The sequence below is a fragment of the Pseudomonas sp. 5Ae-yellow genome (assembly GCF_014077575.1).
Taxonomy (GTDB): Bacteria; Pseudomonadota; Gammaproteobacteria; order Pseudomonadales; family Pseudomonadaceae; genus Halopseudomonas; species Halopseudomonas neustonica.
The window spans coordinates 121,052-144,394 of sequence record NZ_JACGWE010000007.1 but is presented as its reverse complement, the minus strand read 5'-3'; the positions used below and the strand labels follow the sequence as shown (position 1 = coordinate 144,394).

General features: G+C 54.6%; 18 protein-coding genes and 1 pseudogene. 8 read left to right on the top strand and 11 right to left on the bottom strand.

The window, feature by feature from the left end:
- Positions 1-140: 140 nt before the first annotated feature.
- The 6 genes and pseudogenes from H4J77_RS06970 to dnaA all read right to left on the bottom strand — a co-directional run.
- A pseudogene (locus H4J77_RS06970) lies at positions 141-494 on the bottom strand (restriction endonuclease subunit S); the annotation flags it as partial.
- On the bottom strand, positions 487-2,211 hold the full coding sequence (locus H4J77_RS06965; protein ID WP_182247688.1) for a type I restriction-modification system subunit M: 1,725 nt from the start codon (positions 2,209-2,211) through the stop codon (positions 487-489). The pseudogene H4J77_RS06970 and the gene H4J77_RS06965, both read right to left, overlap by 8 nt.
- 287 nt (positions 2,212-2,498) lie before the next feature.
- On the bottom strand, positions 2,499-4,913 hold the full coding sequence (gene gyrB, locus H4J77_RS06960) for a DNA topoisomerase (ATP-hydrolyzing) subunit B (protein WP_182247686.1): 2,415 nt from the start codon (positions 4,911-4,913) through the stop codon (positions 2,499-2,501).
- A gap of 18 nt (positions 4,914-4,931) precedes the next feature.
- Positions 4,932-6,026: a DNA replication/repair protein RecF gene (recF, locus tag H4J77_RS06955; protein WP_182247684.1), complete on the bottom strand. Its 1,095-nt coding sequence runs from the start codon at positions 6,024-6,026 to the stop codon at positions 4,932-4,934.
- Positions 6,027-6,032: 6 nt separating this feature from the next.
- On the bottom strand, positions 6,033-7,136 hold the full coding sequence (dnaN, locus tag H4J77_RS06950; RefSeq protein WP_123888031.1) for a DNA polymerase III subunit beta: 1,104 nt from the start codon (positions 7,134-7,136) through the stop codon (positions 6,033-6,035).
- Between the two features lie 46 nt (positions 7,137-7,182).
- Entirely contained in the window at positions 7,183-8,691 is a 1,509-nt protein-coding gene (dnaA, locus tag H4J77_RS06945) for a chromosomal replication initiator protein DnaA (protein WP_123888032.1), read from the bottom strand.
- A 600-nt stretch (positions 8,692-9,291) separates the two neighbouring features.
- On the opposite strand from dnaA, the gene rpmH reads away from it, so the two are divergent.
- The 5 genes from rpmH (at position 9,292) to mnmE (ending at position 13,224) form a co-directional block, all read left to right on the top strand.
- Entirely contained in the window at positions 9,292-9,426 is a 135-nt protein-coding gene (rpmH, locus tag H4J77_RS06940; protein WP_092286972.1) for a 50S ribosomal protein L34, read from the top strand.
- Between the two features lie 14 nt (positions 9,427-9,440).
- A complete protein-coding gene (rnpA, locus tag H4J77_RS06935; protein ID WP_123888033.1) occupies positions 9,441-9,836 on the top strand; it encodes a ribonuclease P protein component in 396 nt (131 codons plus the stop codon).
- On the top strand, positions 9,829-10,080 hold the full coding sequence (yidD, locus tag H4J77_RS06930) for a membrane protein insertion efficiency factor YidD (protein ID WP_123888034.1): 252 nt from the start codon (positions 9,829-9,831) through the stop codon (positions 10,078-10,080). The genes rnpA and yidD overlap by 8 nt, the downstream gene beginning before the upstream one ends.
- On the top strand, positions 10,077-11,771 hold the full coding sequence (gene yidC, locus H4J77_RS06925) for a membrane protein insertase YidC (protein WP_123888035.1): 1,695 nt from the start codon (positions 10,077-10,079) through the stop codon (positions 11,769-11,771). The genes yidD and yidC overlap by 4 nt, the downstream gene beginning before the upstream one ends.
- 82 nt (positions 11,772-11,853) lie before the next feature.
- Positions 11,854-13,224, top strand: coding sequence for a tRNA uridine-5-carboxymethylaminomethyl(34) synthesis GTPase MnmE (gene mnmE, locus H4J77_RS06920; protein WP_123888036.1), 1,371 nt, complete (start codon positions 11,854-11,856; stop codon positions 13,222-13,224).
- A 6-nt stretch (positions 13,225-13,230) separates the two neighbouring features.
- Here the strand turns inward: mnmE and arsB are convergent, their stop codons facing one another.
- The 5 genes from arsB to codB all read right to left on the bottom strand — a co-directional run bounded on the left by arsB (position 13,231) and on the right by codB (position 19,150).
- Entirely contained in the window at positions 13,231-14,247 is a 1,017-nt protein-coding gene (gene arsB, locus H4J77_RS06915) for an ACR3 family arsenite efflux transporter (RefSeq protein ID WP_123888037.1), read from the bottom strand.
- Between the two features lie 145 nt (positions 14,248-14,392).
- Positions 14,393-15,754 (bottom strand): MFS transporter, encoded by a 1,362-nt coding sequence (locus H4J77_RS06910; protein WP_182247682.1) that lies wholly within the window; start codon positions 15,752-15,754, stop codon positions 14,393-14,395.
- A gap of 104 nt (positions 15,755-15,858) precedes the next feature.
- Positions 15,859-17,115, bottom strand: a complete 1,257-nt coding sequence (gene codA / locus H4J77_RS06905; protein ID WP_123888039.1) for a cytosine deaminase — start codon at positions 17,113-17,115, stop codon at positions 15,859-15,861.
- Positions 17,099-17,863: a PucR family transcriptional regulator gene (locus H4J77_RS06900; protein WP_182247680.1), complete on the bottom strand. Its 765-nt coding sequence runs from the start codon at positions 17,861-17,863 to the stop codon at positions 17,099-17,101. The genes codA and H4J77_RS06900 overlap by 17 nt, the downstream gene beginning before the upstream one ends.
- 3 nt (positions 17,864-17,866) lie before the next feature.
- The gene (gene codB, locus H4J77_RS06895; RefSeq protein WP_123888041.1) at positions 17,867-19,150 is read right to left on the bottom strand and encodes a cytosine permease; all 1,284 of its coding nucleotides are present in this window, start codon (positions 19,148-19,150) and stop codon (positions 17,867-17,869) included.
- 685 nt (positions 19,151-19,835) lie between these two features.
- Here codB and mnmG point away from each other — a divergent pair.
- From mnmG to H4J77_RS06880, 3 genes are all read left to right on the top strand, one after another.
- On the top strand, positions 19,836-21,734 hold the full coding sequence (gene mnmG, locus H4J77_RS06890) for a tRNA uridine-5-carboxymethylaminomethyl(34) synthesis enzyme MnmG (RefSeq protein WP_182247678.1): 1,899 nt from the start codon (positions 19,836-19,838) through the stop codon (positions 21,732-21,734).
- 5 nt (positions 21,735-21,739) lie between these two features.
- Positions 21,740-22,375, top strand: coding sequence for a 16S rRNA (guanine(527)-N(7))-methyltransferase RsmG (gene rsmG, locus H4J77_RS06885; protein ID WP_123888043.1), 636 nt, complete (start codon positions 21,740-21,742; stop codon positions 22,373-22,375).
- 153 nt (positions 22,376-22,528) lie between these two features.
- Entirely contained in the window at positions 22,529-23,332 is an 804-nt protein-coding gene (locus tag H4J77_RS06880) for a ParA family protein (protein ID WP_123888044.1), read from the top strand.
- The last annotated feature ends 11 nt before the right edge of the window (positions 23,333-23,343 follow it).

Sequence of the window (23,343 nt, the reverse complement as noted above, 5' to 3'; positions counted from 1 at the left end):
GCAAGCTGAGGCCTTGGGCATGACTAACTTGAATGGTGGCACGCTCTGCAACGCTGAGTTCGGAATAAGACATAGGGCAGCACCGTACCGGAAAGGTCAGGTGTTGCACTCAGTTTTTGCCGCCGCCGGGTTTCACGTCCTAGGCTGGGAACACCACTCGCCTCATTGTATTTTGCAAGATCAAAAGAATTCAGGCTGTAATAAAACCACTTCGGGTCCGCGTCTTTGTAATTCGTACCAAAGTAGGTTGTGTCAATTGCCCAGAATTTGCCTTCAATGTAAGACGGTTTGTTTATTGTGCCTTTTCGGCCTACGACCGTCGTGCTTCCATCATAAAGATACGATGACGCATATCCGGTAATACCCCCAGTACCAATGACCGGGTATTGTCCATCATCAGACATTACTTCCTTTGGTGATTTACCATATTGAAGTGTTACTAAGTCACCAATCGTTGTTGGCTTCCACCCTTCAGGGGCTCTACTATTACTCATACCCCAGCTCCGCCAGATAAACCTTCATTGCACTTTCCGCTTCAGCCACCTGTGCATTCAACTCGTTCAGCGACACCCGATATTTATCCCACCAGCGTTCCAGCTGGCCGATGACTGCTGTAGGCGCATCAACGGCTGCTTGCCGGACGGCTTCCTTACTTTTGAGCTCTGGCTTAAAGCTGTAATAGCCCGCATCCCGTCGCACAAACACCTTGGACACATCAAAATCTTCCAGAATTTCTTCCCTGATGTACTCGCTCTCCACTTCTCGCACTGGGATACCACCATGCAGAATGGCTCGTACATCAAAAATTTCCCGCGGGGGTGAGGTGTCAGCGTAGCGGCGGATATTCAGGTTGTAATCGTTTTCGGCAATCTCCGCCAAAGTGACTACCTTGGCGTAGCGTTTGATGTCCACGTGCTCATCAAAGGTGGTAATGATCTTGTCGATGTCCTGCGGCCGCAGCTTGTTCTGGTTTTTGCCTTCTTCATATTCAAGTTCGCTGTTGATAAACAGAACCTTTCCTTTGCGTGCTGTCGGTTTGTGCTTGTTGATGATCAACAGGCATGCGGGGATGCCGGTGCCGTAGAACAGTCCAGCCGGTAAGCCTATCACCGCTTCCAGCAAGTCATCATTCAGGATGCCTTTACGGATCTCCTTCTCACTGGCCCCCCGGAACAACACACCATGGGGCATGACCACGCCCATGATGCCTTCATTGTTCAGGCTAGCTATCATGTGCTGAACAAAGGCCAGATCGCCTGAGTCTTGGGGCGGCGTTCCGTAGGGATAACGCCCATAGGCATCATTATCAGCCTCAGTCTTGCCCCATTTTTTCAGACTGAAAGGCGGATTGGCGATGACCCTGTCGAAGGTCATCAACTCGCCGCCTTCGGTGTGTTGCGGATCACCCAGGGTGTCACCTTTGCGGATATCCGCACTGTAGACCCCATGCAAAAACATGTTCATCTTGCAGATTGCCCAGGTGTTCAGATTCATTTCCTGACCGAACAGCGACAGGTTCGAGGCGTTCTCACCATGGGACAGCAGGTAGTTCCGGGTTTGCACTAGCATGCCACCAGAACCCGCAGTGGGGTCATAGATACGCATGCCGGCATGTGGCTTGAGCAATGCCACTAGCAACTGCACCACCTCGGAAGGGGTGTAAAATTCACCGCCCTTTTTGCCGGCGCTGTCTGCGAACATCTTGATCAAGTATTCATAGGCAGTGCCCAGCAGGTCCGGGCGCTCGAAGTCGGCATTGCGGAGGCGATAACGGCTGAAATGACTAAGCAGGTCCCGCAGCTTTTTGTCGGATAGCTTATTCTTGATATTGAAGTCGATGGAGACCAGAACGCCTTCCAGCGAGGCATTGAATTCTTCGATGGCTTCCGTAGCCTTGTTTAGCTCTGCTCCGATATCGTGTTTCAAATCCTTGATGGCGTCCCATCGGGCAATCGGCGGAATGTAGAAGGTCTTATCATACTCGTCTTCGTCATCGGCAAGATCCCTAGCCTGAGCTTCGGTCTTGCCTTTGCTTATGTAGTACTTGATGACTATGTCCCGTGCTTCGTCGAAGGCATCTGAAAGGCGCTTTAGGAACATCATTCCGAAGATGTAATCCTTGAATTCAGATGCATCCATGTTGCCACGCAGTATGTCGGCGGCTTCCCAGAGATAGGACTCGAGCTGTTGCAGGGTGATGGTGTGAGACATGTTTAGACGTCGTTCCTTGATAATCAGGCAATTATTTGAGTTTGCTGTTTCCTCCCGGTGCATTCAAGCGCTATCAAACGCAACCACACCTGATCATCTTCACCGGAGCCGAAAGCGACGAGCGATGGGGCGGTCATCTAGCCAGCAAAGACCCAGCAAGCTTATACGAACGCTAAAATGAAAAATCCCCGATAGCTAGGCTACCGGGGACTACACTGGCCATTAACTTTGACCGAACACTTAACTTTGTCCAACCGGGCGTTTAACTTTGCCCGCCTACACCGGGATCAGACATCCAGGTTGGATACTGCCAAAGCGTTACTCTCGATGAACTCACGACGCGGTTCAACGTGGTCGCCCATCAGAGTGTTGAAGATTTGGTCCGCCGCAATGGCGTCCTCAACATTCACCTGCAGCATACGGCGGCTTTCCGGGTCCATCGTGGTTTCCCACAACTGATCCGGGTTCATCTCGCCCAGACCTTTGTAGCGCTGAATAGTGTGGCGACGCGCTGTTTCCGTCATCATCCATTCCAGTGCTTCCTTGAAGGTACTGATCGGCTTCTTCTTCTCGCCGCGCTGCATGTAGGCGCCAGACTCCAGCAGGCTCTGTAGCTTCTCGCCCAACTCCGCCATAGTGCGGTAGTCGTTACTCGCGAACAGGTCACGGTTAAAGGTGACATAGCTTGAGAGGCCGTGAGTGATGGACTCCACCTCGGGCAACCACAGGTGACGCTCGCGATCTTCACGCAGGTTGACGTTGTATTGCTGGCCAGATTTCTCACCGGTCAATACACGGGCTTCAAAGCCTTTCAACCAGGTATCCATGTAGGCTTTGTCTGCCAGGTTTTCCACGGTGAGACGCGGCAGATAGATGAAGTGCTCCATCAGTTCCTGTGGATACAGCCGAGCCAGACGCTTGAGCGTGCGCATTACCGAGCGGAACTCCTGCACGATGCGCTCCAGCGCTTCACCGGTAATCCCAGGTGCATCCTCGTTGACGAACAGGTAGGAATCTTCCAACGCAGACTGCGTCAGATATTCTTCCAGTGCTTCATCGTCCTTCAGATACTGTTCCTGCTTACCTTTCTTGATCTTGTAGAGTGGTGGCTGGGCGATATAGATGTAGCCGTTCTCGATCAGCTCAGGCATTTGACGGAAGAAGAAGGTCAACAGCAGGGTACGAATGTGTGAGCCGTCGACGTCAGCATCGGTCATGATGATGATGTTGTGGTAGCGTAACTTCTCGATATTGAACTCTTCACGGCCAATGCCACAACCCAAGGCAGTGATCAGCGTGCCGACTTCCGCAGAGGAGAGCATCTTGTCAAAGCGCGCTTTTTCAACGTTAAGAATCTTACCCTTAAGCGGGAGGATCGCCTGCGTCTTACGATTTCGGCCCTGTTTGGCGGATCCGCCGGCCGAGTCACCCTCCACTATGTAGAGTTCGGAAAGGGCAGGGTCTTTCTCCTGACAGTCAGCCAGCTTGCCGGGCAAACCTGCTATATCCAGAGCACCTTTGCGACGTGTCATTTCACGCGCTTTGCGTGCTGCTTCACGGGCGCGGGCAGCATCAATCATCTTGCCGACAACGGCCTTGGCTTCGCCTGGTTTTTCCAACAGGTAATCAGCAAAGGACTTGTTCATTTCCTGCTCTACTGCCGTCTTCACTTCTGACGAAACCAGTTTATCTTTGGTTTGCGACGAGAACTTGGGATCGGGCACTTTAACCGAAATGATCGCGGTCAGACCTTCACGGGCATCATCACCGGAAGTTGCCACCTTCAGCTTTTTCAGCAGACCTTCCTGCTCGATGTAGGTATTCAGTGTGCGGGTAAGGGCACTACGAAAACCGGCAAGGTGAGCACCACCATCGCGCTGCGGAATGTTGTTGGTAAAACAGAGGATGCTCTCGTTGAAACTGTCATTCCACTGCATCGCCACTTCTACTGCAATACCATCGTCGCGCTGCAGGTTGAAGTGAAACACGGAGTTGATGGTGGTCTTGTTGACGTTGAGGTAATCAACGAATGCCCGCAGGCCGCCTTCGTATTTGAACAGTTCCTTCTTACCCGAACGCTCGTCAGTCAGGTTGATACCGACACCCGAGTTCAAAAAGGACAATTCACGCAATCGCTTGGCGAGGATATCCCAGCTGAAACTGATGCTGCTGAAGGTTTCGGAAGATGGCTTGAAGTGAATCTGGGTGCCTGTGCTGTCAGTATCACCAACCGGCGCGAGAGGAGCCTGTGGGACGCCATGGACGTAGGTCTGCTCCCACACTTTGTTGTGGCGTCGCACAGTCAGGATCAGCTCCTCAGAGAGCGCGTTGACCACGGATACCCCTACACCGTGCAGGCCGCCAGACACTTTGTAGCTGTTGTCATCGAACTTACCACCGGCGTGCAGCACGGTCATGATGACCTCGGCTGCAGAGACGCCTTCTTCGTGAGCGTCTACCGGAATGCCGCGACCGTTGTCGCGTACGGTGATGGACTCATCGGTGTGGATGATAATGTCGATATCGGTACAGTGTCCCGCGAGGGCTTCATCGATAGAGTTATCGACGACTTCAAAGACCATATGGTGGAGGCCCGTGCCATCGTCCGTATCACCGATATACATACCAGGACGCTTACGGACTGCATCAAGGCCTTTCAGTACCTTAATGCTCGATGAATCATAGGCTTTATTGTCGGTCATCTTAAGTCACTCCAGACTTCATTCGGTCTGCACAATGTGTCCATGTTCCACGTGGAACATGGATAAAGGTGTCTCTTTTTTCCAGCAGTTCAATAGCGGCTCAGGCTCAACGCAGGTGATAAACACCTGACAGTCGAGCGACTCAAGCAAACTACAAAGCGCCTGCCGGTGGTTCTGATCAAGCTCGGAAGGAAGGTCATCAACCAGGAATACGCAGTCCTGTTGCCGCCCAAACTCCTTTAGCATTCGCCCCTGCGCCAACTTCAACGCGCAGACCACAAGCTTCTGCTGCCCCCTAGACAAAACCTCAGCCGCATTGAGCCCCTGGATTCTTAGCCGCAAGTCAGCGCGTTGAGGCCCGGATTGGGTATGCCCTATCGATAGGTCACGATCAAACTGACTATCCAACACCTCAGCCAGAGAGCGCTCCTTGTCCCAGCCGCGATAGTAACTGAGGGACAAACCATCGAGCTGCAAGAGCTCACCGAGCACCGCTTCAAATACCGGCTTTAGCTGGCTGATGTACTCCCTGCGGAACAGGTCTATCTGCTCGCCAGCGGCGACCAGCTCTGTCTCCCACGGGGACAACATCGAACGCTCGATTCTACCACGTCGGAGCAATGAATTCCGTTGTTTCAGGCTCTTTTGCAGACGCTGCCAGGCAGGCAGAAAACGATGTTCCACGTGGAACACACCCCAATCGAGATACTGCCTGCGCTGTTTAGGCGCTCCTTCGAGCAAGCGAAAGCTATCGGGGTTGATCAGTTGTAGCGGCAAGGTTTCGGCGAGCTGAGCGGTGCTTTTAACATTCTGGCCGTTCACCCGTATCTCGTAATCGGCCTGTTTGTTACGGGTAATGCCCATGGAACACAGCGGCACACCAGGTCGCTCAATTTCAGCAAAGACTGTGCAGGCATTCTGCTCGTACTGAATAACCGGCTGAAGGCGTGTACTGCGAAAAGAACGAGCCAGACCCAAAATATGCACGGCTTCCAGCAGGCTGGTTTTACCACTACCGTTGGCGCCGGAAAGGATATTGATACGAGGGGAGGGGAAGATGGTCACCGGGTGCAAATTGCGCACCGCGGTGACGGAAAGGCGTTTTAGCGGCATTACGCGTTAGAGGCGCATAGGCATGACGACGTAAAGACTGTCTTCGGACTCGGCTTCCTGAACCAAGGCACTGCTGTTGGCATCGGACAAAATCAGCTTCGCCTGTTCATGACCCAGCACGTTCATCACATCGAGCAGATAACTGACATTAAAGCCAATCTCCAGCGCACTACCGTTGTAATCGACCATCACTTCTTCTTCCGCTTCTTCCTGCTCAGGGTTGTTGGCCTGAATCTTCAACTGGCCAGCCTGCAGCATCAAACGAATACCGCGGTACTTTTCGTTAGACAGAATCGACGTACGACTGAAGGCATCACGCAGCATTTGACGGTCGGCCAATACAATCTTGTCACCGCCGCGTGGCAGCACACGCTCATAGTCCGGAAACTTGCCGTCTACCAACTTGGAGGTGAAGGTAAAGTCACCGGTGGTCGCGCGAATGTGATGGGTGCCCAACACAATGTTAACGCTGTTATCTGCTTCACCCAGCAATCGAGACAATTCGAGAATACCTTTGCGCGGCACGATCAGCTGATAGCGCTCCTGGTAATCTATCTCCGCATCCACGGTGCACATCGCCATACGGTGACCATCGGTAGCCACTGCACGCAACTGCCCCTTATTGATCTCAAGCAGCAGGCCGTTGAGGTAATAACGCACATCCTGCTGCGCCATCGCAAAACTGGTGCGCTCAATCAGACGGCGTAGTTTCGCCTGGCTGATTGAAAAACTCATAGCGCCAGGACCGTCTTCCACATTAGGGAAGTCATTGGCCGGCAGAGTAGCCAAGGTAAAGCGGCTGCGCCCTGCCTTGATGATCGCTTTGTTTTCTTCGACCTTGAAGGTCAACGTGGCGTCATCCGGCAATGATTTGCAGATGTCCATCAGCTTGCGCGCGGGGACGGTAACCTCACCGGCCTCGGCTGACTCTTCCAGGTTAATCCGACCCACGAGCTCAACTTCAAGATCGGTACCGGTCATCGACAGGGTATTGCCGTCTACGACCAACAACACGTTGGACAGCACCGGGAGTGTCTGACGACGTTCAACAACCCCCGCTACCAATTGCAGGGGCTTCAACAGGGCTTCGCGCTGAATGGTGAATTGCATTTGTCTTCCTCGACCTCGTGCAGTTTGGCAGATGGTTGCTTGACTATCAGGTAGTCAGAGTCCTTAACAGATTCTTGTAATCTTCGCGGATATCAGCGTCAATTTCACGCAGTTCTGCAATTTTACGCGTAGCGTGCAACACCGTTGTGTGATCACGACCACCAAAGGCATCGCCGATCTCGGGCAAGCTATGGTTGGTTAGCTCTTTTGATAGCGCCATAGCCACCTGGCGCGGCCTGGCCACCGAACGCGAACGGCGCTTGGACAGTACGTCGGACACCTTGATCTTGTAGTACTCGGCGACGGTACGTTGAATATTATCAATACTGACCAACTTGTCCTGCAAGGCCAGCAGGTCCTTGAGCGAGTCACGGATCAACTCAATGGTGATATCCCGACCCATAAAGTGAGAGCTGGCGATAACCCGCTTGAGTGCACCCTCTAGCTCACGCACGTTGGAACGAATACGCTGCGCAATAAAGAAGGCCGCGTCATGCGGCAAATCTACGCGCGACTGCTCGGCCTTCTTCATCAGGATGGCAACGCGGGTTTCCAACTCCGGCGGCTCAACCGCCACCGTCAGCCCCCAACCAAAACGGGATTTGAGACGTTCTTCCAAGCCATCAATTTCACGCGGGTAACGATCACTGGTCAGAATGACCTGCTGACCGCCTTCAAGCAGTGCGTTAAAGGTATGAAAGAACTCTTCCTGTGAACGCTCCTTCTTGGCGAAAAACTGAATATCGTCAATCAGCAACGCATCAACCGAACGGTAGTAGCGCTTAAAGTCGTTGATCGCATTCATCTGCAGCGCCTTGACCATATCGGCAACAAAACGCTCGGAATGCAGATAAACAATTTTTGCTGCGGGATTTTTCTTTAGCAGGTGATTGCCCACCGCGTGCATCAAATGCGTCTTACCCAGACCAACGCCGCCATAAAGGAAGAGCGGGTTATAGCCGTGCTTCAAATTGTCGGCGACCTGCCAGGCAGCTGCACGAGCAAGCTGGTTGGATTTACCCTCAACAAAATTCTCAAAGGTAAAACTGCGATTCAGGTAACTGGTGTGCTTGACCAGATTATTACCGGCTTGCTCGTTACGATCAGGCGCTGTGCGATTCTCTTCATCGGATTCTGCGAAGGCTTTGCCCGCGTCCGGCTGAAAACCCTGTGCGCTGACCTGCGCACGGGGCGCGGCGGCTGGCGCGGTTTGACGCGGAGCGGGTGGCGGCGGCTGACTAGCTGGAGCGGAAGGGGCCGACGTTGCGTTACCGCTTGGACGCGGCGCAACAGCACCTGCGGAAGTAGTGCGACGACTACCGATCAGTAGCGACACCAAAGGCGCCTGACCATGCGACAAGTCATCAAGCAGCTCCTGAATACGGTTCAGGTACTTGTCGTTGACCCAATCAAGAACAAAACGGTTGGGTGCATAAAGGCGGATCTCACTCTGATCACCATCGGCCTGTAAGGGACGAATCCACGTATTGAACTGTTGGGATGGAAGCTCATCTCGCAAAAAATCGATGCATTGCTGCCATAGTTCAACAGACACTAAATCCCCCGGTCCGCCACGGGTGGCGGTTTTTATTGAAGTCGGATGGTTACCACAAAAGCCAGCGCTCAGGCGGTACAACATAGCCGACTATTCTATCCCTTCACCAACGACTTATCCACACTGGATGGCACTGATTCCACTCTTCGGCATGCGTCAGTAAGTAGCACTAAAAACCGGCGTACTTTTAAATTCAGGCTACCGAGCCTTGCAAAACGTGCCCTGTAGACCTTGTGGAAAACCGCACTTGAGCTTTGTTGGCAACTATCGCTAAAAGCAGTGGGTAAGTCTGCCTGTGGATATCTAGCCACTTTATCCACAACAAGAGCACATCTTTGACCCCCTCCTGCCAACCGCTTTCCCACAAGGTTATACTTGCGCCAAGAGCATGATTTAAAAGCGGTTAAATGACTTATCCACGGAAAAGTGCTGCACCATATACAACAACATCATTTATCTATTTAAAGATCTGATTTTATTTTGTTTTTTAGTTATCCAATCAGGTGTAATTCAAATTGACCTAAGCGATCTTATTCTCTAGAATTGCCGATCCCTTGAAAGGGCACTTTGCTCTGATGTGAATTACTCAGGTATCTGAAGATGAAAAGAACGTTCCAACCCAGCGTATTGAAGCGCAAGCGCAACCATGGTTTCCGTGCACGTATGGCCACCAAAAACGGTCGTGCGGTTTTGGCCCGTCGTCGTGCCAAAGGCCGTCAGCGCCTGTCAGCTTAAGAACCGGCTGCCAGGTGGGTCTCGGCTTCGCTCCTGAATACAGGCTATTAACGCCTGCTCATTTCAAGAACGTATTCGATGGAGCCACCTGTAAAGCCTCAGGACCCAGTCTGTTGTTGCTTGCCAGAGAGAACGAACTGGCACACGCCAGGCTGGGTCTGGTTATTGCCAAGAAAAATGTCCGGCGGGCAGTTGATCGTAACAAGGTCAAGCGTGTCGCCCGTGAGTCGTTCCGCCAGCATCGCGCTGAGTTGGGCAACCTGGATATTGTCGTGCTCGCTCGTAAGGGCGTAGGCGACCTGGACAATACTGCTCTACATGCTCTCTACGAGGGCATGTGGCGCAGGCTTATTAAGACCGCTGCAAAAAATCGCTCACGCACCTCTGGACCCCCGTCATCCAATGCGTAATGTCGCACTCGGACTGATCAAGGTTTACCGCTACGCTATCAGTCCTCTGATGGCCAGCCATTGCCGTTTCTATCCCTCCTGTTCCTGCTACGCCCAAGAAGCCATAGAACAACATGGTTTGCTCAAAGGCGTTGCGCTGAGTGCCCGGCGCCTGGGGCGCTGTCACCCGTGGAATCCTGGCGGGTACGATCCAGTACCAACTCACTCTGACAACCGACCTTCCCAGATGGCCAAAAAACCATGAACATGCAACGAAATATCCTCATAGCTGCCTTGCTCGTGATTACCTATCTCATGGTTTTGCAGTGGAACACTGATTTCATGCAACAGGATCTTCCCCCTGTTGCTGAAACCAACGTGGCACCGATCAATAATTCCGATCTGCCTACCGACACTGCTCCTTTGGCTGATGGTGCGAACAGCGATGTTCCCCAGCCAATCGATGCCAACGGTGAACCTACCGTGAGCGCCGGTGACCTGCCAGCCAAACAGAACGACAACCTTATCCAGGTTTCGACCGGTACGCTGAATGTCACCATCAACCCGATTGGCGGCGACATTGTCTCGCTGTCACTGCCCCAATACCCAGCGCGCAAGGATCGTCCGGATCTGCCTTTCCAGCTGATGGAACAGTCCAGCAACCGTCTGTACGTCGCGCAAAGTGGTCTGACTGGCCGCCAGGGTCCGGATAGTGCCAAAGGTCGGGCACGCTACACCAGCGAGCAGAGCAGCTATACCCTGAGCGAGGGTCAGGACAGCCTGGTGGTTGACCTGAAAACCAGCGATGCAGGCGTTAACTTCACCAAGCGCTACACTTTCAGCCGCGACACCTATCTGGTTGAAGTGGACTACCTGATCGACAATCAGAGCACCGAGAGCTGGTCCGGCAGTGCCTTTGGGCAGCTCAAGCGCGATAGCAGCGGCGATCCTTCCAGCTCTACTGCCACCGGCATGGCCACCTTCCTGGGTGCTGCCTACTGGAGCGCAGACAGCTCTTATACCAAGATGAAGATGGGCGAGCTGGATGACGAAAAGCTGAACGAAAAGGTCAACGGCGGCTGGATTGCCTGGCTCCAGCATTACTTTGTCAGTGCCTGGATACCCGATGCGAACACCCAGCACACCTTCAGCACACTGAAGGATAGTCAGGGCAACTACATCGTTCGTTTCACCAGCCCCTCGGTCAGCGTTGGGCCAGGTGAGCAGGCCACGATCAAGAGCCAGTTCTATGCGGGTCCGAAGATTCAGGACGACCTGAAAGCGATTTCGCCCGGTCTGGATTTAACCATCGACTATGGTTTCCTCTGGTGGATTGCCCAGCCGTTGTTTGTCGTGCTGAGCTTCATCCACAGCTTCGTCGGTAACTGGGGCTGGAGCATCATCCTGCTGACCTGTCTGATCAAGCTGATCTTCTTCCCGCTGTCTGCCACCAGCTATCGCTCAATGGCCAACATGCGCCGGGTAGCACCCAAACTGCAGGCACTGCGTGAACAGCACGGCGACGACCGTCAGAAGATGTCGCAGGGCATGATGGAGCTGTACAAGAAAGAGAAGATCAATCCGCTGGGCGGCTGCTTGCCGATTCTGGTGCAGATGCCGGTCTTCATCTCGCTGTATTGGGTACTCATGGAGAGCGTCGAGATTCGTCAGGCCGAGTGGCTGGGCTGGATCACTGACCTGTCGCTGAAGGATCCCTACTTCATACTGCCGATCATCATGGGCGCGACCATGTTCCTGCAGCAGCAGCTGAACCCGACTCCGCCAGATCCGATGCAGGCCAAGGTCATGAAGATGCTGCCTATCGTCTTCACCTTCTTCTTCCTCTGGTTCCCGGCTGGTCTGGTGCTGTACTGGGTGGTCAACAACTGCCTGTCTATCGCACAACAGTGGTACATTACTCGTCAGATCGAGAAGGGCGCAGCCGCCAAGAGCTGATCGCGAATCTGCCAGTCAAACGCCCCGTTTTCGGGGCGTTTTGCTTTGTGTATGCCATGCCAGTGAATGACCAGGAGCGACCATGAACCAGCCTTACCACGCCGATACCATAGCCGCACTGGCCACCGCGCCCGGTCAGGGTGGCGTTGGCATTATCCGCGTGTCTGGCCCGAGTGCCTTGCCGATAGCCAGGCTGATTGCGCGCCGTGAGCCCAAGCCGAGATACGCTCACTACGGGCCTTTCTGGTCCGGTGAACAGGCGCTGGATCAGGGGCTGACGCTGTTCTTCCCTGGGCCGCATTCCTTTACCGGTGAAGACGTGCTGGAGTTACAAGGGCATGGTGGTCCTGTGGTAATGGACTTGCTGCTCAAAGCCTGCCTTGCTGCCGGTGCGCGTCAGGCCCGGCCAGGTGAGTTCAGTGAACGCGCCTTCCTGAATGACAAACTGGACCTGGCGCAGGCTGAGGCCATTGCCGACCTGATTGAAGCCAGCTCTGAACAAGCTGCGCGCAATGCACTCAATTCCTTGCAGGGCGTGTTCTCGGATCGCGTTAATGCGCTGACCGAATCATTGATTGCCCTGCGTATCTACGTTGAAGCCGCCATCGACTTTCCCGAGGAAGAAATAGACTTTCTCGCCGACGGTCATGTGCTCTCGCAGCTAGAGGCAGTGCAGGCCGAGTTGACCCAGGTACAACGCCAGGCAGGGCAAGGTGCGCTGCTGCGGGACGGCATGACAGTGGTGATTGCCGGCCGCCCGAATGCGGGCAAATCCAGTCTGCTCAATGCCTTGGCTGGCCGCGACAGCGCTATCGTCACCGATATCGCCGGTACCACCCGCGACATACTGCGTGAGCATATTCACATCGACGGAATGCCACTGCATATCATCGACACTGCGGGCCTGCGCGATACCGACGATCAGGTTGAGCGTATTGGCGTGGAACGCGCCATGGCCGCCATCAACGAAGCAGACCGCATTCTGCTGATGGTCGACGCCAGCCAGCCCGAAGCCATGGACCCGGATCAGTTGTGGCCGGAATTTCTGGCGCTAAAGCCGGACCCAGGCAAGGTCACGCTGATCTACAACAAAGTGGATATCACCGGAGAGTCTGTGGGCACCGCCACCGCAGCGGATGGCTCGGTAAGCTTGCGCGTTTCCGCCAGGCAAGGCGAGGGCATTGAGCTGCTACGCGAGCACCTGAAAGCCTGCATGGGATTCGAGCAGACCGGCGAAAGCCTGTTCAGCGCTCGCAGGCGCCATCTGGACGCGCTGGAAGAGGCTGCCCTTCATCTTGGCCACGGCTATCAACAGCTGACGCTGATGGGCGCTGGCGAGCTACTGGCGGAAGATCTGCGTATGGCACAGCAATCGCTCGGTAGCATCACTGGTGTTTTCAGCGCCGATGACCTGCTGGGACGCATCTTTTCCAGCTTCTGCATTGGCAAGTAGCCTAGATCAACTAAAGCTTCCTCTATTGCGGTTGAGCAGCCAGACCAGTGACAACATTACGGGTACCTCAACCAGCACACCTACGACGGTTGCCAGGGCGGCGCCCGAGTGTAAGCCAAATAAGGAAATCGCCACTGCTACCGCTAACTCGAAAAAATTTGATGTGGCGATCATGCAGGCAGGGGCCGCAACAGAGTGCGCCAGCCTTAAACGTTTAGCGACGACATAGGTAAGGGCAAAAATACCGTAGGTCTGGATCAATAACGGCACGGCGATCAAAATAATCACCGTTGGCTGTCGCAGGATAGTTTCGGCTTGGAAACCAAAAAGTAGCACGACCGTTGCCAGCAAGCCGACGATCGACCAGGGCTTCAAGCGGCTGACAAACGCGTCCAGACGGCGGTGATCATCATTCGCGCGCAACAGTTTGCGCGTAAGCATCCCAGCCACCAGCGGCAGCACTACGTACATAGCGACCGAGAGCAGCAGAGTTTCCCAAGGCACCTGAATATCGCTAACGCCCAACAAGAAGGCGGTTATGGGAGCGAAAGCAAACACCATGATGATGTCGTTGATCGAGACCTGCATCAAGGTGTAGCTGGGATCGCCTTTGGTCAACTGACTCCAAACGAAAACCATCGCCGTACAAGGCGCCGCCCCCAATAAAATCATGCCCGCTATATATTCACTGGCTGACTGCGGATCTACCCAGTCAGCGAACAGGTAATGGAAAAATAACCAACCGAGCAACGCCATACTGAACGGCTTGATCAACCAGTTCACTGTCAGCGTCAGTATCAGACCTTTGGGTTTACTGCCGACCTCCTTCAGTGAGCGAAAGTCGATTTGAATCATCATCGGGTAGATCATCAGCCAGATAAGCAGCGCTACCACCAGATTGACCTGTGCATATTCGAGCGCTGCCAGACTGGCAAACGAAGCGGGCGCCAGGCTGCCGAAAACCACCCCGGTAGCAATCCCCAAGGCTACCCAGAGTGAAAGGTAACGTTCAAATATTCCCATCTTAGTCTTCCCTTGAAGAGCGGCGGCGATCGAACAACAGTAGCCTTGTCCATCAGCAATGAGTCGGTTCACTGCGCGAAGTATGCGCTATAACAGACAGGCTGAGCGACCCATACGAAGTCTGCTGATCTCAGCATCATTGGGATTAGCGTATTGGCGTCTGACTCATGCGAAGACTGCTTACGATCGCGGCAACACAGGCAAAACTACCAGCTGCGATGAGCGAAGCGTGCGTGCCGTTGTCGGCAAACAGGTTGAACGATAACGCCACCAACGCAGCCCCGGTAGTTTGTCCGACCAGGCGGGCGGTGCTCAGCATGCCACTGGCACCGCCGCTGCGCTCAAGCGGTGCGGCGGTCAGAATAGTGTGATTATTAGGCGACTGAAACAGTCCGAAGCCTGCGCCGCAGAGCAGCATGCGCAGCATGATTTCAAGGTGCGTGGCCTCTTGCGGCAGAGCCGCCAGCATAAACAGACCGGTCGCAAAGATAGCAAGACCAATCCCGCCCAACAGCCCCGCATGCACTCTGTCCAGCAGACGCCCAGCGATCGGCGCCATGACCATGGTTGCCAGCGGCCACGGCGTCATCAACAGGCCGGTTTCGATCTCACTCAGACCCAGCGTTTTTTGAAAGTAAAACGGAATGGAGACCATGGCGAGCATCTGCGCAGCAAAGGAGCAGACCGAGGTGCCAATGGATAGCGAGAACACCGGAATCCGCAACAGATCGATTGGCAGCAGTGGAAAGGGCTGATCCAGCTGCCGGCGCACAAAGAACCAGCCAACGATCAGCGTTAGTGCCAGCGGCAGCCAGATCATCCAGCCCGCATGCCCCTGCGCAAAGCCGGTTAACGCAGCGAAAAACAAACCAAAGGTAATGGCGTTCAGCAGGCCACTAAGCTTATCGAAACGTTGCTCACGAACCCCGGCATTAGCCGGTAAGAAACGGTACCCCATGATTAGCGCGAGCAGGCCAATAGGCACATTGATGGCGAACAGCCAGGGCCAGCTGGCAATCGACAGCACGCCGGCCGCCACGGTTGGACCGGCGGCGGCGGACACCGCCACTATCAACGTGTTGATAGCGATACCGCGAGCCAGAATGCGGCGGGGATAGATCAGGCGGGTCAAGGCGCCGTTCACGCTCATCACCGCAGCAGCGCCCAAGCCCTGTAGCATGCGCGCGATCGTCAGGGTGAGTAACGAATCGCTAAGCGCACAGAGTACCGACATAGAGGCGAAAACACCGAGCCCTATGAGATATACCTTGCGATAGCTCCAAAGATCACCAAAGGATGCCAGCGACAGCAGGCTCATGGTGATCACCAGTTGGTAGGCGTTGACGATCCAGATTGAGTTAGCGGCACTGGTACCCAGATCATCGGCAATGGTCGGCAAGGCCACATTGGCGATCATGCCGTCCAACACCGCCATGGTGACCCCTAGCGCTATGGCAATGATGGCGCCAAGGCGCTGGGGCATCGGCAGGCCATCGAGGTCTTTCATCAGAGATCAGCAGTCCTTGCGGCAGGGCTTGAAGATATGAAAACTACCCGCAAACGATAACATATCCATTGGCACGCCCCACCTCAATAGTCTGCCGATCAGCTTCAATCCCAACCAGCGACGGAATTGACAACAGCCTCACGCTGCAGCAAACAGCGGCCATCGCGGATCGATGCCAATACCGGCGATTGATTCAGCAACACCTCATAGGGGGTTGCACCGTTCAGCACCATGCAACGCGCGGGCAGACCTGGCGCGATACCATAATCGCTGAGGTTGAGTGCTGCCGCGCCATTGCTGGTGACAATCTCCAGCGCTGTTTCGATCCGCTCAATACCGAGCATATGGCAGGCGTGCAAGCCCACATCCAGAGTGCGCAGCAGATTGCCGTTGCCCATCGGATACCAGGGATCACGAATCGAATCCTGGCCCATACAAACCTTTAAGCCAGCATCCAGCAGCTCCGGCACACGGGTAATGCCGCGACTCTTGGGGTAGCCGTCAAAACGACCTTGCAAGTGCAGGTTTTCGGTTGGCAGGGCGACAAACCGCAGGTCTGCCTTCTGCAACAGGCGAAACAGTTTGCTGCAGTAGGCGTTGTTGTATGAGTGCATGGCACAGGTATGGCTGGCGGTAACCCGCGTGCCGTAATCACGGCTCAGAGCCTCAGCCGCCAGAACTTCAAGAAAACGCGAGTTCGGGTCGTCAATTTCATCGCAGTGCACGTCGACCAGACAATCGTTGTCTTCAGCCAATTGCATCAACATCTTGACCGACTCGACGCCATAGTCACGCGTGAACTCAAAGTGCGGGATACCACCAATCACGTCCGCACCTATCTCTACCGCACGGCGCATCAGATCCTGCCCGCCGGGGAAAGACAGGATACCTTCCTGCGGAAAGGCCACAATCTGCAGGTCAATATGTTCACGTACACGCTCGCGCACCTCGACCATGGCTTCAAGCGCCACCAGCGACGGGTCAGTGACATCAATATGGGTACGCACATACTGAATACCGTGCGCGGCAAATAGTTTGAGTGTCTGCTCAGCACGGCTGATCACATCTGCATGGCTTAACGTCGCCTTGCGTTCAGCCCAGCACTCGATACCTTCAAACAAAGTGCCGCTGCGATTCCAGCGCGGCTCACCGGCGGTCATCGCTGCATCCAGGTGAATGTGGGGCTCAACGAAAGGCGGCGACACCAGATTGCCACCGGCATCGAGCTGCTGCTCTCCGGCAGACAGCTTTTCCGACTGGGCAACCAGGCTGACAAAGCGTCCATCGCTGATGGTCAGTGTGTGCAGTCCATCCTTGCCGGCCAAACGTGCGTTGATGATGGCTTCAGGGTGTTGAATCATGGGGTGTCTCCAAAATGTCTGCTTTCTCGGCTGTTTTTGACAACAGCACGTGCAGCAGTATCAGTGTTTGCATGTCGGCAGGACGTTTAGGGTCCAAACCGCTCATGTTAAAAATCTTGTTCAAGCGATAACGCAGTGAGTTGCGATGACAGCCCAATTGCTGTGCCGCCGCCGACAGGTTGCCCTGCTGTGCTAGCCAGGCGCCCAGCGTCGATTGCAGCGGGCTCAGTTGCTCTGGTGCACAAGCAATAAAGGGACGAACGAAATCGGCTATATCTGTCGTACTCCCCAGTCGCTGCTGCAACCGGTCTGCCAGTGAGTCTGCCTGTTGCTCAGCCCGGCGGGCATACGCCTGTTCGCGCTGCACAATGGCCCGGCTGATGGTCTCCGTCACCTGCACCATCGGCAGCGAATAAGGCTGCTCCAACAAGGGTAGCGCCAGTTGGTCGGCCAACCGCAGCAGACCATTGGGCAACTGACCTATATAAGCTTCGCCGGTAAGAATAACCAGGCCGGCAACCCCCGATTGCACCGCTTCGTACAGCCGTTCAGTCAAGCTGGCTTGACTGTGATGACGGCCTATCCCGGTGATAAAAACCAGCTCTCCGCCCTGTATCCATGGACTGAAAGAGCGGTTCTCTGCCACATACGGCCAACGTACTGGCCGCTCCCCACCTGCCAGGCCTGCGCGCAGCACAATAGCCCCGAGACCGGGCAGAGTAGGGATGTCGGCGCAGCGCAGCAACACCGGTTAAACACTACCCATGGCACTGGCGCGACGGGCCTTAACACCGGCAACCACCGTTTCCAGCAAGGCATAGCTCAATGCCGCCACCAGCACACCGACCAAGGGAGCGACCCAGGCAGAGGTGTAAGCCACCAGGGAACCGATGGCATACGCACTAAGCCCCACGATATTAAAGGCAGGCAACTTAGCGCTGGCGATATCGGGGTACTCGCCGCGGTAACGCACAAAGAAGTTACCCATAATCACGCCGCCCACCGGCGGAATAAAAGTGCCCAGTAATACCAGGAAGGGAATCAGCCATTCATACATGCCGAGCACCGCCAGCAGCGTGCCTATGGCAGCGCCCACTAGGGTGATCGTCTTGCGGCGACGCGTACGCAGCATGTTGCAGCCAGCCACCGCAAAGTTGTAAACCGTATTGTCCTGCGTGGTCCACAGATTCAGAAACAGCATCAGAATACCCAGCGTGGCCAACCCCTGCGCCACCATGATATCGACGATATCTGCTTGCTGATAAACCAGTGCGCCCAATGCGCCGACCAGGGTCATCAAGCCGTTGCCCAGAAAGAACGCCGCCAGGGTAGCCAACACAGCCGTCTTGCCGGAGCGAGCAAAACGCGTCCAGTTGGTCGCTTGGGTACCGCCGCTGACAAAGGTGCCGAACACCAGGGTAATCGCCGCCGCCACGCTCAAATCACTGGTCGGAGTAATGCTGGTCAAACCGGCCAGACCGCCTGCGTCGGAGGTGGCAATAAACATGCTTACCGCGATCAACACAATCATCGCCGGAACCGCAATTCGCGACAGCAACTCAAGTCCGCGATAGCCAATAAAAGCGGTGACACAAAAACCGAAACCAAAAATCACCATCAAGGGCAGGGTAGCCCCCTCGGGTAAGCCAGTCATTTTCACCAGCAGCAGCGCCATGGTAGCGGTACCCCAGGCGTACCAGCCAATTTGGGTAAAACCAAGAATGAAATCAGATAATTTGCTACCAATATCGCCAAAAGCGTAGCGACTCATTAACGCGGTGTTCATGCCAGAGCGCGCCGCTATATAGCCAAGAATCGCGGCGTAGATGCCAAGCAGCAGGTTACCTGCCAGCAGGACCAGCATCAGGGTAGAAAAATCGAACGCGGTGCCAACGGTGCCGCCGGCCCACATGGTCGCGGTAAAAAAAGTGAAGCCCAAAAGCACCAGCCCCATGGACCACAGGCTTTTTCTGGCCGAAGCCGGTACCGCGCTGAGCGGATAGTCCTGCTCTTGCGCCGTGGTGTTGTTCGTCATCGTTACTCTCCTGTCGTTCAATCTATCTGCAGCCGAGCGAGCATAGCAGCAGCCTGCGGTTCAGTGGATCAGCAGGTTTTTTGCAATGGCTATGCCAGCACCTCTCTTTCGGCTAATAAGACCCGATCGGCCCTGAATATTTTTGTGCATTTTGCACAAAACCTCCAGTGCAACAGATTCTATGTGCTCCGAAAAAGCGCTCTCGCCAAGCGGTTCTTGGCTAACTGCACCAGCATGTGCAGTTAAATAGGCAGTAAAAAGCCGCGTTAAACAAAAAAAATCAGCGGCTAAGCCCTGTGGAAAACCGCACCTAAGCCCGGTCCATAACCCTGTGGGTAAATAGGGGTATAACTCGCCTGTGGATAAGTAAGCACTTTATGCACAGGACCAGCACCCGCTTACCCACCAGTGCAGTACCGCTTTCACACATACTTATGCTTTTCCCAAGTCACTGAATAATATTGACTTTATTCGCTTACCCACAGAAAAAGCGCTACTCATTAGTAGTAACTACATTAAGCTCTATATAAATCTTTATCTTTAATTCTATATAAGTACCTTGTCCTGATCGCGTTCGAATCCCTGTACAAAAAATACTCAACAGCAGCTGCAATTTTTCCCGTCAGACCCTATAATCAGCCCCCTTTTTCCGAAGCCAGGCAAAACCTGAGCAACGAGGTGTTACGTGGATTTCCCCAATCGCTTTGACGTTATCGTCGTAGGTGGTGGTCATGCTGGTACTGAAGCCGCTCTGGCGGCTGCTCGTATGGGCTCGAAAACCCTACTGCTGAGTCACAACGTTGAAACGCTGGGCCAGATGAGCTGCAATCCCGCCATCGGCGGTATTGGCAAAAGCCATCTGGTCAAGGAAATCGATGCCCTCGGCGGTGCCATGGCTATCGCTACCGACAAGGCAGGCATCCAGTTTCGTGTGCTCAACAGCCGCAAGGGCCCTGCGGTGAGGGCGACCAGAGCGCAAGCTGACCGTGTTTTGTACAAGGCCGCGATCCGCGAGATTCTGGAAAACCAGCCGAATCTCTGGATATTCCAGCAAGCCTGCGATGACCTGATTGTTGAACAAGGCGAAACCAAAGGCGTTGTCACACAGATGGGCCTGCGTTTTCTGGCTGACAACGTGGTACTGACCACTGGCACGTTCCTCGGTGGCCTGATTCACATTGGTCTGGATAATTACTCGGGCGGCCGAGCCGGTGACCCGCCAGCAATTTCTCTGGCCCAACGATTACGCGAATTACCCTTACGCGTTGATCGTTTGAAAACCGGTACACCACCACGCATCGATGGACGCAGTGTGGATTTCAGCAAAATGACTGCGCAACCTGGTGATACACCGATTCCCGTGATGTCGTTCATGGGTAACGCGGAGCAGCACCCAGGCCAGGTGAATTGCTGGATTACCTATACCAATGAGCGCACCCACGAGATCATTCGTAACAACCTCGACCGTTCTCCCATGTATACCGGGGTAATCGAAGGTGTAGGGCCGCGCTACTGCCCGTCGATTGAAGACAAAATTCATCGTTTCGCCGACAAGGATCAGCATCAGGTATTTATCGAGCCAGAAGGCTTGACCACGCACGAGTTGTATCCCAATGGCATTTCCACTTCATTGCCATTCGACGTGCAGCTGCAGATTGTGCAATCCATTGTTGGCATGGAAAACGCGCACATCCTGCGTCCCGGTTACGCGATTGAATATGATTACTTCAATCCGCAGGATCTGAAGTATTCGCTGGAAACCAAGGTGATTGGCGGCTTGTTCTTTGCCGGTCAGATCAACGGCACCACCGGTTACGAAGAAGCTGCAGCCCAGGGATTGCTGGCCGGGTTGAACGCCTCGCGGCGTGCCCAGGGCCTCGAGTCTTGGTGCCCGCGTCGGGACGAAGCCTACATCGGTGTGTTGGTTGACGATCTGATCACCATGGGCACCCGTGAACCCTATCGCATGTTTACCTCGCGAGCTGAGTACCGGCTGGTACTGCGCGAAGACAATGCCGACTTGCGACTCACCGCCAAGGGCCGCGAATTGGGACTGGTTGATGATGCCCGTTGGGCCGCGTTCAATACCAAGCGCGAAGCCATTGAGCAGGAAACTCAGCGTCTGCGCAGTACCTGGGTACAGCCCAGAAGTGAAATTGGTAAAGCCTATAGCGCGCGGTACAACACGCCTTTGACCCACGAATACAATCTGCTGGATTTGTTGCGCCGGCCGGAAGTCGATTACCAGGCGCTGAGCGAGTTGACCGGGAAAGTTGAGATTCCCGCCGATGCCGCTGAGCAGGTTGAGATTCAGACTAAATACGCCGGTTACATTGAGCGTCAGCAGGAAGAAATTGATCGTTTGCGTCAGCACGAACAGACCATACTGCCATTGGATCTCGACTACAGCAGCTTGAGTGGGCTGTCGAATGAGATACGCCACAAGTTGTCTGATGTGCGTCCCCAAACCCTCGGCCAAGCCTCGCGGATTCCAGGCGTCACGCCGGCAGCGGTGAGCCTGTTGCTGATCCATCTGAAAAAACGCAACGCCTTGGGCGGTAGCAAATTGGCCCAGGAGGCATAACCCCCATGGTGGACCACGCAACACAACTGGCCAACGGCGCCAGTCAGTTAGGCATAGACCTGCAGCCAGAGCAGAGCGACAAATTGCTTGCCTACCTCGGGTTGCTGAACAAGTGGAACAAGGCCTATAACCTGACCGCAGTGCGTGATCCGGATGAAATGGTTAGTCGGCATTTGCTCGATAGCTTGAGCATACTGCCGTATGTCCAGGGTGATACCTGGTTGGATGTGGGCAGTGGCGGCGGCATGCCAGGCGTGATTCTGGCGATTATGTGCCCTGACCAGACGTTCAGCCTGCTCGATAGCAACGGCAAGAAGACCCGGTTTCTTACCCAGGTTAAGCTTGAGCTGGGCCTGGATAACCTGCAGGTACTCAACTGCCGGGTAGAAGCCCTGGAGCAGGACCAGCCGTTTGCCGGTATTACCTCCCGTGCTTTCAGCGCATTGGGCGACTTTGTGCAGAAAACCCGTCAGCTAGGCAACACAGAAACTCGCTGGTTGGCGATGAAAGGCGTGTATCCTGACGATGAGCTGGCGGCGATGCCGGTCGACTTCATGCTTGAGCGTAGTGCAGAATTATCGGTTCCCGGTTGCGTGGGGAGTCGACATCTGTTGATACTGCGACGCTCGGATCAGAGTTAATTCGCACAGCAGACTGTTGAAAAAATAGGCAAGGCAGCTCGTATCCGAAGAAATGGCAAAACACACAGCATGTCTGGGTGGGCGCTTTTTTTGCCGTTTTTACGGCAATATTGGCAATACAGGAAGTTTTCAACGGCTTGATAGGGGGTCTACGTGGGCAAGGTATTGGCAGTAGCCAACCAGAAAGGCGGAGTGGGTAAAACCACCACCACCATCAATCTTGCCGCTTCATTGGCCGCAACCAAACGCAAGGTGCTGCTGATTGACCTGGACCCTCAGGGCAACGCCACCATGGGCAGCGGTGTCGACAAGGCGGAATTGGATAACTCCGTTTATGAGTTGTTGACGGGGCGTTGTGAGTTTGCCGACGCCCTGCGGACGTCAGAGCATGGTGGTTACGATCTGCTCCCCGCCAACGGTGACCTGACTGCGGCTGAAGTTGAGCTGATGAACATCAAAATGAAGGAAAGCCGGCTGCGTTATGCCCTGGTCAAGGCACGTACGCAGTATGATTACGTGCTCATAGACTGCCCGCCGTCGCTGAACATGCTGACCGTCAATGGCTTGGTGGCAGCAGACGGGGTGATTATCCCGATGCAATGCGAATACTATGCACTGGAAGGGTTGTCGGCATTGGTCAATACCATTAGCCGAATCAGCTCGCTGCTCAATCCCTCGCTGCAGATTGAAGGTCTGCTGCGCACCATGTATGACCCGCGCAACAGCCTGACTCTCGACGTGTCCGCGCAATTGACCGCGCATTTTGGCGATAAGCTCTACCAGACCGTAATACCGCGTAACGTGCGTTTAGCCGAAGCCCCCAGCTTTGGCATGCCGGCGCTGACTTATGACAAACAATCGCGTGGCGCCGTGGCCTATCTGGCGCTCGCTGGCGAATTGGTGCGTCGCAACCGACAGGCAGCCAAAGCGGCTGCCGTGACAGATTCAACCGAATAACCAAAAGGACA